The 13,752-nt window shown below is 68.6% G+C and carries 13 protein-coding genes; 6 read left to right on the top strand and 7 right to left on the bottom strand.

Features of this window, described 5'->3' with window-relative positions; all coding sequences use genetic code 11:
- Positions 1-23 precede the first annotated feature (23 nt).
- Entirely contained in the window at positions 24-1,442 is a 1,419-nt protein-coding gene (locus ACFCV3_RS06345; protein ID WP_376026670.1) for an alpha/beta hydrolase, read from the top strand.
- On the opposite strand, the gene ACFCV3_RS06350 is transcribed toward ACFCV3_RS06345, so the two are convergent.
- The 4 genes from ACFCV3_RS06350 to ACFCV3_RS06365 form a co-directional block, all read right to left on the bottom strand.
- A complete protein-coding gene (locus ACFCV3_RS06350) occupies positions 1,443-2,300 on the bottom strand; it encodes an aminoglycoside phosphotransferase family protein (RefSeq protein ID WP_376026673.1) in 858 nt (285 codons plus the stop codon).
- Positions 2,301-2,711: 411 nt separating this feature from the next.
- Positions 2,712-3,029 (bottom strand): hypothetical protein, encoded by a 318-nt coding sequence (locus ACFCV3_RS06355; RefSeq protein ID WP_376026676.1) that lies wholly within the window; start codon positions 3,027-3,029, stop codon positions 2,712-2,714.
- Positions 3,026-3,220: a hypothetical protein gene (locus tag ACFCV3_RS06360; protein ID WP_132410862.1), complete on the bottom strand. Its 195-nt coding sequence runs from the start codon at positions 3,218-3,220 to the stop codon at positions 3,026-3,028. Before ACFCV3_RS06360 ends, ACFCV3_RS06355 begins: the two co-directional genes overlap by 4 nt.
- Positions 3,221-3,501: 281 nt before the next feature.
- Complete coding sequence (locus ACFCV3_RS06365; protein ID WP_376026679.1) at positions 3,502-4,893, bottom strand: MFS transporter; 1,392 nt, start codon at positions 4,891-4,893, stop codon at positions 3,502-3,504.
- A 67-nt stretch (positions 4,894-4,960) separates the two neighbouring features.
- Between ACFCV3_RS06365 and ACFCV3_RS06370 the strand changes: the two genes are divergently transcribed.
- A complete protein-coding gene (locus tag ACFCV3_RS06370; RefSeq protein WP_376026682.1) occupies positions 4,961-5,377 on the top strand; it encodes a winged helix-turn-helix transcriptional regulator in 417 nt (138 codons plus the stop codon).
- On the opposite strand, the gene ACFCV3_RS06375 is transcribed toward ACFCV3_RS06370, so the two are convergent.
- Positions 5,334-6,530 carry an MFS transporter gene (locus ACFCV3_RS06375; RefSeq protein WP_376026684.1) on the bottom strand — a complete coding sequence of 399 codons (1,197 nt, stop codon included), beginning with the start codon at positions 6,528-6,530 and terminating at the stop codon, positions 5,334-5,336. The genes ACFCV3_RS06370 and ACFCV3_RS06375 overlap by 44 nt on opposite strands.
- Before the next feature lie 116 nt (positions 6,531-6,646).
- Between ACFCV3_RS06375 and ACFCV3_RS06380 the strand changes: the two genes are divergently transcribed.
- Genes ACFCV3_RS06380 through ACFCV3_RS06395 form a run of 4 tightly spaced genes read left to right on the top strand, consistent with a single transcriptional unit; the run spans position 6,647 to position 10,386 of the window.
- Positions 6,647-7,423 (top strand): GNAT family N-acetyltransferase, encoded by a 777-nt coding sequence (locus ACFCV3_RS06380; RefSeq protein WP_376026686.1) that lies wholly within the window; start codon positions 6,647-6,649, stop codon positions 7,421-7,423.
- A 60-nt stretch (positions 7,424-7,483) separates the two neighbouring features.
- On the top strand, positions 7,484-7,999 hold the full coding sequence (locus ACFCV3_RS06385) for a SigE family RNA polymerase sigma factor (protein WP_376026689.1): 516 nt from the start codon (positions 7,484-7,486) through the stop codon (positions 7,997-7,999).
- Positions 8,000-8,010: 11 nt separating this feature from the next.
- Positions 8,011-9,000, top strand: coding sequence for a hypothetical protein (locus ACFCV3_RS06390; protein ID WP_376026692.1), 990 nt, complete (start codon positions 8,011-8,013; stop codon positions 8,998-9,000).
- Between the two features lie 9 nt (positions 9,001-9,009).
- A complete protein-coding gene (locus ACFCV3_RS06395; RefSeq protein ID WP_376026694.1) occupies positions 9,010-10,386 on the top strand; it encodes a purine-cytosine permease family protein in 1,377 nt (458 codons plus the stop codon).
- A gap of 245 nt (positions 10,387-10,631) precedes the next feature.
- On the opposite strand, the gene ACFCV3_RS06400 is transcribed toward ACFCV3_RS06395, so the two are convergent.
- Together ACFCV3_RS06400 and ACFCV3_RS06405 are read right to left on the bottom strand one after the other, a co-directional pair.
- The gene (locus ACFCV3_RS06400) at positions 10,632-11,147 is read right to left on the bottom strand and encodes a carboxymuconolactone decarboxylase family protein (RefSeq protein WP_376026697.1); all 516 of its coding nucleotides are present in this window, start codon (positions 11,145-11,147) and stop codon (positions 10,632-10,634) included.
- A gap of 126 nt (positions 11,148-11,273) precedes the next feature.
- The gene (locus ACFCV3_RS06405) at positions 11,274-13,724 is read right to left on the bottom strand and encodes a Tex family protein (RefSeq protein WP_376026699.1); all 2,451 of its coding nucleotides are present in this window, start codon (positions 13,722-13,724) and stop codon (positions 11,274-11,276) included.
- Positions 13,725-13,752: the final 28 nt, after the last annotated feature.

A 13,752-nucleotide genomic window follows, 5' to 3' on the forward strand; every position in this document is an offset into this window, starting at 1 on the left:
CTGGAGCGTCGTAAGTTGCGCACATGTGGAAAAAGCTGAGTGGGGTGCTTGGTGCGGGGGTGCTGCTCGCCGGGGTCGTTCCGGCGGGTACGGCGGCCGCGGTGGGGCTGCAGTGGAAGGAATGCAAGCCGGGGGCGGTCGAGCAGTGCGCGACGCTGAAGGTGCCGCTGAACTGGTCGAAGCCGTCCGGCCCGATGACGAACGTCTTCGTCGTGAAGGTGCCGGCCAAGGACCAGGCGCACAAGCGCGGGTCGCTCGTCTTCAATCCGGGCGGCCCGGGCGGCGCCGGTGGCTCGATCTTCGAGGCCGGGCTGGCCGACGCGTTCCTCGGTCCGCTGCGGGACAACTACGACCTGGTCAGCTTCGACCCCCGCGGTACCGGGCAGAGCAGCCAGCTGAACTGCGGCCCGGTACTGCGCCCCGGCGTACCGGTGTTCCCGAAGAACCAGGCGCAGTACGACGCGATGGTCGCGTCCAGCCGGGCTACCGGTGAGCAGTGCCTCAAGCAGCACGGCGATCTGATGCGGAACCTGGACACCCGGACCGTGGCGCGCGACATCGACGCGATCCGGGCTGCGCTGGGGGAGCGCAAACTCAGCTTCTTCGGGATGTCGTACGGCTCGTTCCTCGGCACGATGTATGCGCAGATGTTCCCGCACCGGGTCGACCGGATGCTGATCGATGGGATCATCGACCACTCGCAGGGGTCGCGGCGGTTCATGCTCGAAGAGGCCAAGTCGATGGAGAGCGAGTTCAACGCGTTCATCGACTGGTGTGCCGCGGACGCGGCCTGTGAGCTGCACGGGCAGGACGTCGGCGCGCTCTGGGACAAGACGGTCGTGAAGGCCGACAAGACCCCGCTGACCAGCCCGACCGGACCGGTCAACGGCGACGTGATGCGGATGGCGCTGCCCGCGCTGCTGCCGAAGCTCGAGATGTTCGGCGCCGACTGGACCGGCCTCGCCGGCGCGCTCGCCAAGGCGGCCAAGGGTGACGGCTCCGGCTTCGGCTCCAGCTACATCGGCTACCAGGAGACGGCGTACGCGGCCGTGTCCTGCATGGACCTGCCCGGCGAGCTCAAGGGGTACGCCGACGCCCGCGCCCGGATGGCTCTCGCCAAGGCCGTCGCTCCGCGCGTCGGTGCTGCCGTCGAGGGCTGGATCATGGCGGCCGCCTGCTCCGGCTGGCCGATCCCGCCGAGCAACCCGTGGCAGCGCACCCCGGTGCGCGGAGTACAGCCGATCCTGATCGCGTCGTCGACCAACGACCCGTCCACGCCGGTCTCGGCCGCCCGCGGCCTGGCCCGTCAGATCGACAACAGCCACCTGTTCATCGCCGAGGCCCACGGCCACACGGCGTACCTCAACTCCGAATGCGCCCGCACCCACATCACGGCGTACTTCCTCAAGGGCACCCTGCCCGCGAAGAACGCCTGCCGCTGACTAGAGCGCTTTGAGGAGCCGCTCGCAGCGGACGGGGTCTTCGGTGAGACCGTTGTTCAGGCCCCAGAGCCAGTAGTCGACCGCACGGAAGATCGTCCAGTGGCGGGCCCGGTCCCGGACCAGGCCCGCCTCCTGGACGACGAGTTCGAAGTACGGCGGGATCTCGGCCATCTCGTCGAGTTGCGTCCACAGCACCCGGCCGAGGTCGTACTCGATGTCACCGCGGTACAGCATCGGATCGACCGTCACCCACGGCTCGCGCGTGCCGGCGAGCACCTGGTGGACATGGAGGTCGCCGTTGACCGAGAGATCCATTGCCGGCTCGGTCAGCTGGGGCGCGATCTCCAGTGCCGCGCGCAGGAAGCCGACATCGAACGGCCGGCCGAGCTCCTCCCACTGCCTCTCCATGACGGCCGGCCGCTGCCGCATGATCTCGCCGGTGGAGAGCGCCTCGGGGTGCGGCGGTACGGCGAGTCGCCGCATCATCCGGCCGAGTACGGCCATCGCCTCGTCGAGCGGTCGGGTCGAGAGCGGCGTCGACAGCCGCTCCAGCAGCATCGCGCCCGCGGCGGGGGCGGCGTCGTACAGGAGGACCATCCCGCGGCCGTCCCACCAGCGCAGCGCCTGCACGTGCTCGTCGATCCCGGGCCCGGGTGGTGTCATGCGGAGGGCGAACTCGTCGGAGCCGCGGCGTACAGGGATGACCAGCGCGTTCGAGCCCCAGGCGAGCGGACCGTCGGGTTGCAGGTCCCAGGTCGCGCACTGCGTGCTCACCAGGTTTGGGAGCGCATCCAGCCAGGTCGTGCCCTCATGCCACCACCGTGGCATCTGGCGGAAGCCGTCCGGGACCTTGATCATGCGTGCAGCGTAGGCGGCAGGCTCCCACTGAGCAGGCTATTTTCGTCCGACCCGAGCTCGGCGGGCGCACCTGGGATGCGCCCGCCGGGGCCGGTCGTTCTCCCGCCCCTCAGTGGGAGAACTCGCGGCTCGGTGAGTCTCACCCATGCCCGAATGACACTGACTGAACCGCGGGACGCCCCTAGTGGTACCCCACTCCGGCCGCGAGCACACCTCGACCCACGCGGAAGGCCGAAAAAACTTGACGCCGATCGAACCTTCGCCGACATCGACAAGGCCCCACCGGTAGCAGCCGGTGGGGCCTTGGTGGTCCACTACCGCCCGGGCATTCCCGGTGCAGCTGTGGAGGTGGAGAGCGGAACCGACGCCGATGCAGGGGTCAAGACGTCAGCTCCGCTTGTCTGTGTGCAGTTATGCCTTCGAATCCACGGCCCAGACATGTGCCTGGTGGAACTCGAGGTGCTGCCGCATGGCAGCCGGGGTGCCGACCGATCCGAGGTGGTGCATCGCGGGCACGACAACCGCCCGTACGTCGGACCGCTTCACCTCCTCGAGCAGTGCGTGGAACGCCGCGGATTCGGCCGTGTCGCGCTCGGTGTAGACCGTGCCGAGGGTGAATCCCTCGGCGCTGGCGAAGGCGGCGAGGGAATCCGTCGCCGCGGCCAGCTCCTCCGCGCAACTCAGCGCGTCGGCCCGCACATATCCGAGCAGCGTCGGCCGGGTCGTCATTGACCCGGCCCTGCCACAACGTCCGCCGGCACCGGCTCGCTCGTCACCCGGAGGGAGGCGAAACGCCGCTGCATGGCTTCCTCGTACTGCGCTGCCTGCTCCGCTGTGGCGGTGTGGTCCGCGATCGGGTGAGCGCCGAACCAGACCCGCACCCGGAAGTGGGTGGTGGGGGATTCCAGCGTCTCGGTCATCAGCGGTCCTTCGGCAGTCTCGGTCGGCGCCCCGGACGGCTTTGTCCGGTGCTGAGTAAAGAACACCTCATGGGCGCCGCCGCAGGAATACTTCCGCAGGGACCTTTACAGAGCCTTGACGGAGAGTAGGGAAACCCTACGAATCCCCTGGTCAGAGCGGTCCGCCCGGCTGCTTATCGGCGGTTGGTAATGACCTGTCAAGAATGTTTGCACGGATTTACCAATAACGATTCGGCAGCCGGGCCGACGTTTCGAACCAGGTAGAAATGTCGTACCTCCTGCTAACCCTTCGCGGCCAATTGATTACGCACCGCTGGCCGCAATCCGCCGAGCGCGACCAGCGCCCCGAGCGCGGCTGCGCCCAGTGGCACCAGCAGACCGTTGCGGAAGGCATCGATCGTCAGGTCGTCCGATGCAGCCAGTACGGCGGCCACCACGGCGAGCCCGAGTGCGGCCCCGAACTGGAAGGAGGTGGTCAGCACGCCACTGGCCAGTCCTTGCTCGTCCTCGGCGACCCGGTCGGTGGCCGCGATCGTCAACGGCCCGTACGCCAGCGCGAACCCGAGACCGAGCAGCAGGAACGTCGGCAGCATCGCGGCGAACGTCGTACCCAGGGGCAGGAAGGCCACGTAGGCGAGGGTGGCGAGCGCGAAGCCGCCGAGCACCACTCGCGCGTTCCCGAAGCGATTGACCAGCCAGGGCGTCAGGGTCGGGGCCAGGACGGCGTCGATCCCGATGATCATCAGCGCCAGCCCGGTCTTCCACTCCGACCACCCGCGCAGCTCCTGCAGGTAGAGGACGGTGATGAACTGGAAGCCGACGAACGAGCCGACCAGCAGGATCGCGCCGAGGTTGGCCCGGATCAGCGAGCCGTTGCGGAGCAGGCCCAGCCGGACGAGCGGGCTGGACACTCGCCGCTCAATGGCGATGAAGGCGGCCAGGAGCGCCGTACCGGCGACTGCAGTCACCAAGGTCTGGGCCATGGCCACGTCCGGTGCGCGGACGACGGCGGCGACGAGAAGCAGCATCGCGCCGGTCAGCGTGAAGGCACCGGCCAGGTCGAAGCCGCCGCGCTTGGCCGGCCGTTGGGCGTCCCGTGGGATCAGGGCGATGGCTGCGGCCAGGATCACCGCTGAGACCAGTACTGGCGCGAAGAAGACCCAGCGCCAGTCGATCGTGGTGAGCAGTCCGCCGGTGACCATGCCGAGCGAGAAGCCGCCGGCCGCCGTACCGGCGTACACGAGCAGTGCCTTGTTGCGTTGCGGTCCTTCCGGATAGGTGGTCGTGATGATCGACAGGCCGGCCGGGGTCATGAAGGCCGCCGCGACGCCGGTGGCGAAGCGGGCCAGGATCAGCACCCAGCCTTCGGTGGCGAACCCGCCGAGGCCGCTGAACAGTAGGAACACGACGAGCCAGCCGACGAACATCCGGCGGCGTCCGAGGAGGTCGGCGGCGCGGCCGCCGAGCAGGACGAACCCGCCGTAGCTGAGCGCGTAGGCGCTGACGACCCACTGCAGTTCGCCGGTGCTCAGGCCGAGCTCGGCGCGGATGGAGGGCAGCGCGACACCCATCATCGAGACGTCGATGCCCTCGAGGAAGATCGCGCCGCAGAGCACGAACAGAACGGCCCAGGACCGGCCGGTGAGCCGGTCCGGGGTGACGGTTGACGACACGAAAACTCCCAGGTGATTGACGGTTCTCTCTTGTAACTGACCCCATCATCAGGAACTATCGGGAACTATGGAAGAAGGCACTTCAAAGGAACCGAGGCACTCCTGCTGCACCGAGGAGGCCTTCCAGTGGGACACCCGGGAGGACTGCGACGTCCGGCAGATCCTGGACCGGATCGGCGACAAGTGGTCGCTGCTGGTGATCGCGCTGCTCGACGACCAGTCGATGCGGTTCACCGAACTGAAGAAGACGATCGACGGGATCAGCCAGCGGATGCTGACCGTCACCCTGCGCCAGTTGGAGCGCGACGGTCTGGTCAAGCGGACCGTCTATCCGGTCGTGCCGCCACGCGTCGACTACGAGCTCACGCCGCTCGGCGTCACCTTGCACGCCACCATCCAGTCGTTGGTCACGTGGACCGAGACGCACCAGGTCGAGATCGCTACGTCCCGAGCCCGGTACGACGCGGCTGCGGCCTCCGAGTGAACGCGGCGGGATGACCCGGTACGGCGAGCAGTGTCAGCGCGCCCGCAATCACGGCGAACCCCGCAACCGCGTTGAGTGTCAACGGTAGTCCGATCAGCAGCGTGACGGCCGGGGCGGCGAGGGCGCCGATGATGAGGGCGAGCGAGTCGGCCGCGAAGAAGAGAGCGCCGATCCGGGCGAGCATCTCGGCCGGCGCGGTCCGCTGGATGGCGGTCTCGGCGGTGATCAGCAGGATGCTGCCGGGGAGGCCGATCAGGACTGCGGCGCCGATCGCTGAGGTGACGTTCGGTGCGTTGACGAGCAGGAAGAATGCGGTGGCGGTGGCGAGTTGGGTTGCAGCCAGGAGTTCGCGGATTCCTAGCCAGGACTGGGCTTTCGAGCTGAGTGCGGCGCCGAGCAGGTAGCCGGCGCCGAGGCCAGAGATGAGGTAGCCGATCGTCGCGCCGGGGGCGTGGAGTCGCTCCACGGTGAACGGGACCAGGAGAGCGGTCAGGCCGGCGTTCGCGGTCAGGAAGAGCGTTTGGCCGAGCAGAACTCCGCGCAGGGCCCGGTGCCGAACGACGTACCGGATGCCTTGGCGCACGCCGCCGCTGGAGGTTCGCGGGTAGGCGCGGACTGTCGAGATGATTGCCGCTGACAACAAATAGCTGGCGATGTCGATGAGTAGGACCGTGGTCATGCCGGGGCCGGCCAGGAGGAGGGCGCCGAGGGGTGGTGCGGCCAGGCGGATGGTGCTGGCGGTCGTGGCCGTGATCGCGTTGGCTTTGGCCAGTTCTGGGCCGGTTCCGACGACTGCGGGGATCAGCGCACGGGAGGCTGGGCGAAACACTGTGACGGCTGCGCTCTCGACCAGGATGGCTGCGTAGATCAGCCAGATTCGGTCTTTGTCTGCGAAGAGGATCGCTGCGACGGCGACCGCGCTGACCAGGTCGGCGATCCACAGGGCCCGGGACAGGTCCCATCGGTCCAGCAGGGATCCGGCCCAGGGGCCGAGCAGGAGTGGGGGCAGGGCTTCCAGGGCCAAGGTCAGCCCGGTGGCGGCCGCCGAGCCGGTCAACGTGAACACCTGGACCGGCAGGGCGACCACGAGCAGCCAGGAACCGATGCCGGAGACCCCGCTGCTGATCCACAACCGCCGGAAGTCGCTGTTCACAAACCGGAAAGCCTATATCGCCAACCTGGAGAACGTACCGGGAAACCTGCTCGGGCTGGTTCTGCTGGCCGAAATGCGGTCGAGTGCTGTCGGACCGACGCACTAGGGTCGACGGTATGCAGATCGGGGCGCGGATCGCGCGAGCACAGTTGAGCGGCTTGGGCAGGTCGCGCCGGCAGATCGTCGTCGGGCCGTTGGTGGGGCTCTTGCACGACGAGGACGCGTGGTACCTGTCGACGATGGTCGCGGCCGAGCCCGGTACGCCGTTCGATCCGGACGAGGTCCGGGAATCGGTGACGATCCTGCGGAAGGCGTTCGCGGCTGAGGGACGCTGGTTGAGCGCCGAGCTGATCGAGGAGGCGAACCCGGGACTCGCCGAGGAGCTGGAGACCAACGGGATGACGATCGTCTCCCGGCCGCCGCTGCTGGTCGTCGAGCCTGAGGATCTGGTGCAGCCGGACCTGCCTGCCGGGGTGACGGTTCAGTTGGTGAGCTCCGGCGCGGATCAGGCCGACGCGAACGCAGTCTCCGCGGATGCTTATGAGGCTGAGGGTGTCGGCTTCACCTATCAGCCGGTGCTCGGTGACGGCGGTGCGGTGCTTGTCCGGGTGAACGGGGTGCCGGCTGCCACGGCTGCGTGGACCGCGGTGGCCGACGGAGTGACCGAGGTAGCGGGGGTCGGCACGATCCACAGTCACCGTCAGCAGGGCCTTGCCGGGATTGCGACGGCGTACGCGACCCAGTTCGCCTTCGAGCAGGCCGGGGCCACGCTCGCCTGGCTGACTCCGGGCGACGACGGGGCCGATCGGGTCTACCGCCGGGTGGGCTATGCGCCGCAGGCGACCGCCGTACATCTCGGTGATCCGGGCGGGCACCTCGCCGACCTGCGCTGAGGTGCAACCTCGTTCTCCTGCCTTCTCGTATTGAGGGGGACAGAGGAGAGTGGAGGGCCGATGGTGGACCGGGATCAGGAGTACGTCGAGTTCGTGGCGGCGGCGAGTGCGTCGCTGCGGCGGACCGCGTTCCTGGTGTGTGGCGACTGGCATCGCGCCGACGACGTCGTACAGGACGCTTTGTGCAAGCTGTACCGGTCGTGGGCCAAGGTCGATCGCGACGGGAACCCGCTCGCCTACGCTCGCCGTACGGTCGTCAACGCGGCCCTGGACAGCGGCCGGCGCCCCTGGCGCCGGGAAGTGCCGACCGCTGACCTGCCGACCGACCGGAGTTCGTCGTACGACGACCCGGCCGTCGGGCACGCCGATCGCGACGAGGTCCTCACGGCCCTTGCGACGCTCGCCCCGCGGCAGCGTGCCTGCGTGGTCCTGAGGTACTACGAGGACCTGTCCGTCGAGCAGACCGCCCAGATCCTGGGCTGCTCGGAGGGCACCGTGAAGAGCCAGGCGGCGCGTGGTCTCGACACTCTCCGAACCGCCATCGACCAGGTCCGCCGGATCGGCAGGCCTGCGTGAAGGAGAACCCCATGGACGACGAACGCGTCGTCGGCGCCGAGCTCGAACGCCTCGCCGCCAACGACCCACTGGCCCCGATCGACCCGCACGCCATGCTCACCCGCGGCCGCCGCAGCCGCCGTACCCGCCGTCTCTTGGGCGGTGGCGGCGCGATCGCCGCCGTGGCTGTGGTGGCGCTCGGTGCGACCCTGCTGCCTGGCCCGGCGGCCTCCGATCCGGCTCCGGAGGTTGCGGGCGAGACCAGCGCCGACTTCTCCGCAGTGCCCGGCGTACCGCGCGGTGAGGCCGGTACTGGCGTCGAGCTGTCCATTGCGGAGGCGAACCGCCGATGCGCCCTGCGCTACCCGGAGGTCAAGCGACCGCTCAGGCCCAACCCGAGGTGGTGGGCCGGCCGGATTGCTCTGTTCGACCTGAAGCGGGGCGATCAGGCGGCGGTCTGCATGGTTCCCGGCGGCGACAAGCCGTCGGCGGCACTGGTCGCGGCCGCACGGCGCGATCCGGTTCCGACCACGCCCGCTGGTCTGCTGCGCAACTGCTCGGTGGGCTTCTGGACCGACCTGACCAAGTGGCGGGTCCTGGCCTCGGACGTGGACCCCGGACGGGCGAGCTCCGTGCTGGCGATGTCGCCCTCCGGCCGCAGCACCGTCAAGTGCACCGCGGTGCCGGAGGAGCCGCACCGCGAGGCGGGCGTGCATCTCAACTCCACCATCGTCCGGGGGCCCGTCAAGCAGCTCAGCTTCCAGGAGGCCTTCCGGTCCGGCATGAGCGGGAGCTGCTCGGGTGGCAAGTGCACCCAGCTCTACAGTTCCGCCGGCCGCCTGTCGTCCGACATCGTCCGAGTCACCTTCGAACAGGTCGGCACTACCGGCACCCTTCGGCACGAGGTCCCGGTCCGCGACAGCTGGTACGCAGTGGCCTGGCTGAACACCATGCCCTCCGGACTCGGCCTGAAGATCCAGGCTCACCACAAGGACGGCAGCGTCGAGGTTCTTTCTAGCTAGCATCTCGGTATGACGGGTTCGGTGATCGAGCAGCGGAGTATCGATGTCGTCCCAGCCGCCGAGCGGCACGGGACACCGATCAGCCAGTTCACCTTGTGGTTCGGCGCGAACATGCAGGTCACGGCGGTTGTCGACGGTGCGCTGGCGGTGGTCTTCGGCGCCGACGCACTGTGGGCGATCGTCGGCCTGCTGCTCGGCAACGTGTTCGGCGGCATCGTGATGGCCCTGCACTCCGCGCAGGGCCCACGGCTCGGGTTGCCACAAATGATCTCCAGCCGTGCGCAATTCGGCGTGTACGGCGCCGTCGTACCGCTGGTGCTCGTCGTGGTGATGTACCTCGGGTTTGCCGCGACCGGGACCGTACTCGCCGGGCAGGCGATCAACAAGATCCTGCACGTCGGCCCGGCCGCTGTCGGCATCGTGCTCTTCGGCTGTTTGACCGCAGTGGTTGCGACCCTCGGCTATCGCTGGATCCACCTGCTGGGCCGGATCGCGACTGTGTGCGGGGTCCTCGGCTTCACCTACCTGGGCATCCGGTTGCTGGTGACGGTTGATGTCGGCGCGTTGTTCGGAGCCAAGCCGTTCGACTGGGTGTCGTTCCTGCTCGCGATCTCCCTCGGCGCCGGCTGGCAGCTGACCTTCGGCCCTTATGTCGCCGACTACTCCCGCTACCTGCCGGCGGACACGCCGGAACGCCATACCTTCCTCGCGACCTTTCTGGGCAGCGTGATCGGTTCGCAGTGGTCGATGACTTTGGGCGCCCTGGTCGCTGCGGGCGGCGCCGGCTTCCTCGCCAACCAGGTCGGCTACCTCGGCTCGCTGGCCGGCCCCGTCGCCATCCTCATCTACCTGGTCATCGTCATCGGCAAACTAGCCGTCAACTGCCTCAACGCCTACGGCGGTTCGATGACCCTGCTCACCACAGTCACCGCCTTCAACCGAGCCACCCGCATCGGCCCCGCCGCGCGATCGGCGTACACAGTCGGCTTTCTGCTCGTCTCGGTCCTGATCGCGCTCTTCGCCTCGAAGGACTTCCTCGACAACTTCAAGAACTTCGTCCTGGTCCTGCTGATGGTCTTCACCCCCTGGAGCGCCATCAACCTGACCGACTACTACCTGATCTCCCGCGAACGAGTAGACATCCCAGCCCTCTACGACCCCACCGCCCGCTACGGCGCCTGGAACGCCGTCGCCCTCGTCTCCTACTGCGCGGGGATCGTCGCCCAGATCCCTTTCCTCGCCCAAAAGCTCTACACCGGCCCAGTAACCAACCTGCTGGGCGGCGCCGACATCTCCTGGATCGTCGGCCTCCTCATCACCACCGCCCTCTACCTCCCCTGGGCCCGCCGCACCTCGAACCCCCCACCCCAAACCATCCCGGGCTAACATGTGGGCAAGTTGCACGGACAACGACAGGTCCGCCCCACCCCGCAGAACCCCAGGCCGGTAACCACGACGACTTCTCTGCCACGAGCCGCATGCCCACGAGTCAAATGCCCCGGGCCGCAACCATGGCCCGTCAAACCCTCAGACGCCGGGCAGTTGGTTGCGCGCAGCAACCACGCCTTCAGTCACCGGAGCAGTACCGCACAGACCGCAGTTGCTGAGCGCGTGGCGTGCGGGCGGGGTGGTTAGGGGTTGTCGGCTAGTCGTAGGGTGCAGTCGAGTTGGGCGAGCATCCAGTAGTAGCCGTGCGTTTGGATGAGTTCGACCAGTTCGCGATCCGACAGTTCGAGTTGGGCGTCGGCGAAGGTGGTGTCGTCGACGCGGGGGCTGTCGATGAGGGCTTTGACGAACCGGTGGACAGCGCGGTCCCGGTCGTCGAACGACTCGATGTCGTCTGGGCCGGCGCCGGCCAGGAGGGCGTTGCGCTCGACGGTGGTCAGGGTGTTGGCGGGTGGGTGATGGCGTTTGAGCAGGTACGCCGATCCGGCTACCTGGGTGACCACGGCCGCGTCGATCTCGACCAGTCGTTCCGGGAGTTCGAGAGTGTCGTGGATCGCCGTACCGAGCTTCATGAACAGGTCTGCGGTGCCTGGGGCCAGTGCCAGTGTGAGGAACATCCGCGGATTCGGCGGCAACCGGTCGTACCAGTCCTTCAGTTCGCCGGTCAGGTCGTCAGGGTCCGCATATCCGATCCGCGCCATTCCTGCAGCCTAGCCACCCGCAACCGCCGGCAACCGTGGGCTTGAACAGGATCTCGTGGGCTTGAACAAGGCATTACCTGTTCAAGCCCACGGCCTGGTGGGTCAACCCCCGACTGTTGGTCGAGGTCAGCGGACGGTGAAGCCGGCCTTGCGGAAGGCGTCGGCGAGGGAGCCTTCGTCCATCGGGGTGTCGGCCTTCGGGGCGCCTTGGGCCGGGCCGCGGCCGCCTTGGCCACCGCGTCCACCCGGGCCGCGACCGCCGCCACCCTGACCGCCGCCGGGTCCGCGACCGCCACTGCCGCCACTGCCCGGGCCTCGGCCGCCACCACCGCTGGGGCCTCGGCCGCCGCCTTGTCCGCCGCCGCGGTTCTGGCCCTGGCCGCCGCCGGAGGTGCGGGCGCCGCCTACCTCGTCGTCGAGGCGGAGGGTGAGGGAGATGCGCTGGCGGGGGATGTCGACCTCGAGCACCTTGACGGTGACGATGTCGCCGACCTTCACCACCTCGCTCGGGTCCTTGACGAAGTTCTTCGACAGCGCCGAGACGTGTGCCAGGCCGTCCTGGTGGACGCCGATGTCGATGAACGCGCCGAAGGCGGCCACGTTGGTGACCTGACCCTCCAGCTTCATCCCGGGCTTCAGGTCGGCGATCTTGTCGACACCCTCGGCGAAGACGGCGGTCTTGAACGCCGGCCGCGGGTCTCGGCCGGGCTTCTCCAGCTCAGCGAGGATGTCGGTGACCGTCGGCAGCCCGAACATGTCGTCGACGAAGTCCGCCGCGTTCAGCCGCTTCAATTCGGCCGACCCGATCAGCGACTTCACGTCGGTACCGGTCGCGTCCAGGATTCGCCGTACGACGGGGTAGGCCTCGGGGTGCACGCTGGAGGAGTCCAGCGGGTCGTCGCCGCCGGGGATCCGGAGGAAGCCGGCCGCCTGCTCGAACGCCTTCGGGCCGAGTCGCGCGACATCCTTCAACGCGGTTCGGGAGGCGAACGGACCGTGTACGTCGCGGTGCTGGACGATGTTGTCGGCCAGGCCCTGGGTGATTCCGGAGACCCTGGTGAGCAGCGGCGCGGACGCGGTGTTGAGGTCGACGCCGACCGCGTTCACACAGTCCTCGACGACCGCGTCCAGCGAACGGGACAAGGCGTTCTCGGCGAGGTCGTGCTGGTACTGCCCGACGCCGATCGACTTCGGGTCGATCTTCACCAGCTCGGCCAGCGGGTCCTGCAGGCGGCGCGCGATCGAGACCGCGCCACGCAGCGACACGTCCATCCCGGGCAGCTCCGCCGACGCGAACGCCGAGGCCGAGTAGACCGACGCGCCGGCCTCGGAGACGACGGCCTTGGTGAGCTTGAGCTCCGGGTGCTTGGCGATCAGCTCCGCGGCCAGCTTGTCGGTCTCGCGTGACGCCGTACCGTTGCCGATGGCAATCAACTCGACGTTGTGCGCGGCGGCCAGCGCGGCCAGGGTGGCGATCGACTTGTCCCACTGGTTCTGCGGGACGTGCGGGTAGATGACGCCGGTGTTCACGACCTTGCCGGTCGCGTCGACGACGGCGACCTTCACGCCGGTCCGGAAGCCGGGGTCGAGGCCCATCGTCGCGCGGGTGCCGGCCGGGGCGGCCAGCAGCAGGTCGCGCAGGTTGGACGCGAAGACCCGGATCGCCTCTTCCTCGGCGAGCTGGCGCAGCCGCATCCGCAGGTCGATGCCGAGGTGCACGAGGATCTTGGTCCGCCAGGCCCAGCGGACCGTCTCGATCAGCCACTTGTCGGCCGCGCGGCCCGCGTTCTCCACGCCGACCTTGCGGGCGATGGTGGTCTCGTACTCGGTCGGGCCGTCCGCCTCGACGCCGGCCGGCAGGGGCTCGATGTTCAGCGTCAGCACGTCCTCCTTCTCACCACGGAACATGGCGAGAATCCGGTGCGACGGCATCTTCGTGAACGGCTCGTCGAACTCGAAGTAGTCCGAGAACTTCGCCCCTTCGGTCTCCTTGCCCTCGCGCACGACCGACGCCAGCCGGCCCTGCGTCCACAGCCGCTCGCGCAGCGCACCGATCAGGTCGGCGTCCTCCGCGAACCGCTCGACCAGGATCGCCCGCGCACCGTCCAGCGCGGCCTGCGCATCCGGTACGTCGGCCGTCACAAACACTGCCGCGGCCGCAACCGGCTCGACGGTCGGGTCGGCCATCAGCCCGTCGGCGAGCGGCTCGAGGCCGTTCTCCCGGGCGATCATCGCCTTCGTCCGGCGTTTCGGCTTGAACGGCAGGTAGATGTCCTCGAGCCGCGACTTCGTGTCCGCCGCCAGGATCGACGCCTTCAGCGCGTCGTCCAGCTTGCCCTGGCTCTCGATCGACTCCAGCACGGTCTGCCGGCGCTCCTCCAGCTCCCGCAAGTACCGCAGGCGCTCCTCGAGCGTGCGCAGCTGCGCATCGTCGAGCTCCCCGGTGACCTCCTTGCGGTACCGCGCGATGAACGGGACCGTCGAGCCCTCGTCCAGCAGCGCCACCGCTGCCCGCACCTGGTTCTCGCGGACCTCCAGCTCTTCGGCGATCCGCTGCTCGATCGACTGCACCACCACGTTGCTTCCCCTTCACCGACAACCGAAC

Origin of the sequence: Kribbella sp. NPDC056345 (genome assembly GCF_042262745.1) — a bacterium.
Classification (GTDB): Bacteria; Actinomycetota; Actinomycetes; order Propionibacteriales; family Kribbellaceae; genus Kribbella.

What these genes read in the sequence shown, in the direction of transcription:
- ACFCV3_RS06345 (WP_376026670.1), top strand. Translation starts at nt 24, where the DNA reads ATGTGGAAAAAGCTGAGTGGGGTGCTTGGTGCGGGGGTGCTGCTCGCC.
- ACFCV3_RS06350 (WP_376026673.1), bottom strand. Translation starts at nt 2,300, where the DNA reads ATGATCAAGGTCCCGGACGGCTTCCGCCAGATGCCACGGTGGTGGCAT.
- ACFCV3_RS06355 (WP_376026676.1), bottom strand. Translation starts at nt 3,029, where the DNA reads ATGACGACCCGGCCGACGCTGCTCGGATATGTGCGGGCCGACGCGCTG.
- ACFCV3_RS06360 (WP_132410862.1), bottom strand. Translation starts at nt 3,220, where the DNA reads ATGACCGAGACGCTGGAATCCCCCACCACCCACTTCCGGGTGCGGGTC.
- ACFCV3_RS06370 (WP_376026682.1), top strand. Translation starts at nt 4,961, where the DNA reads ATGGAAGAAGGCACTTCAAAGGAACCGAGGCACTCCTGCTGCACCGAG.
- ACFCV3_RS06380 (WP_376026686.1), top strand. Translation starts at nt 6,647, where the DNA reads ATGCAGATCGGGGCGCGGATCGCGCGAGCACAGTTGAGCGGCTTGGGC.
- ACFCV3_RS06385 (WP_376026689.1), top strand. Translation starts at nt 7,484, where the DNA reads ATGGTGGACCGGGATCAGGAGTACGTCGAGTTCGTGGCGGCGGCGAGT.
- ACFCV3_RS06390 (WP_376026692.1), top strand. Translation starts at nt 8,011, where the DNA reads ATGGACGACGAACGCGTCGTCGGCGCCGAGCTCGAACGCCTCGCCGCC.
- ACFCV3_RS06395 (WP_376026694.1), top strand. Translation starts at nt 9,010, where the DNA reads ATGACGGGTTCGGTGATCGAGCAGCGGAGTATCGATGTCGTCCCAGCC.
- ACFCV3_RS06400 (WP_376026697.1), bottom strand. Translation starts at nt 11,147, where the DNA reads ATGGCGCGGATCGGATATGCGGACCCTGACGACCTGACCGGCGAACTG.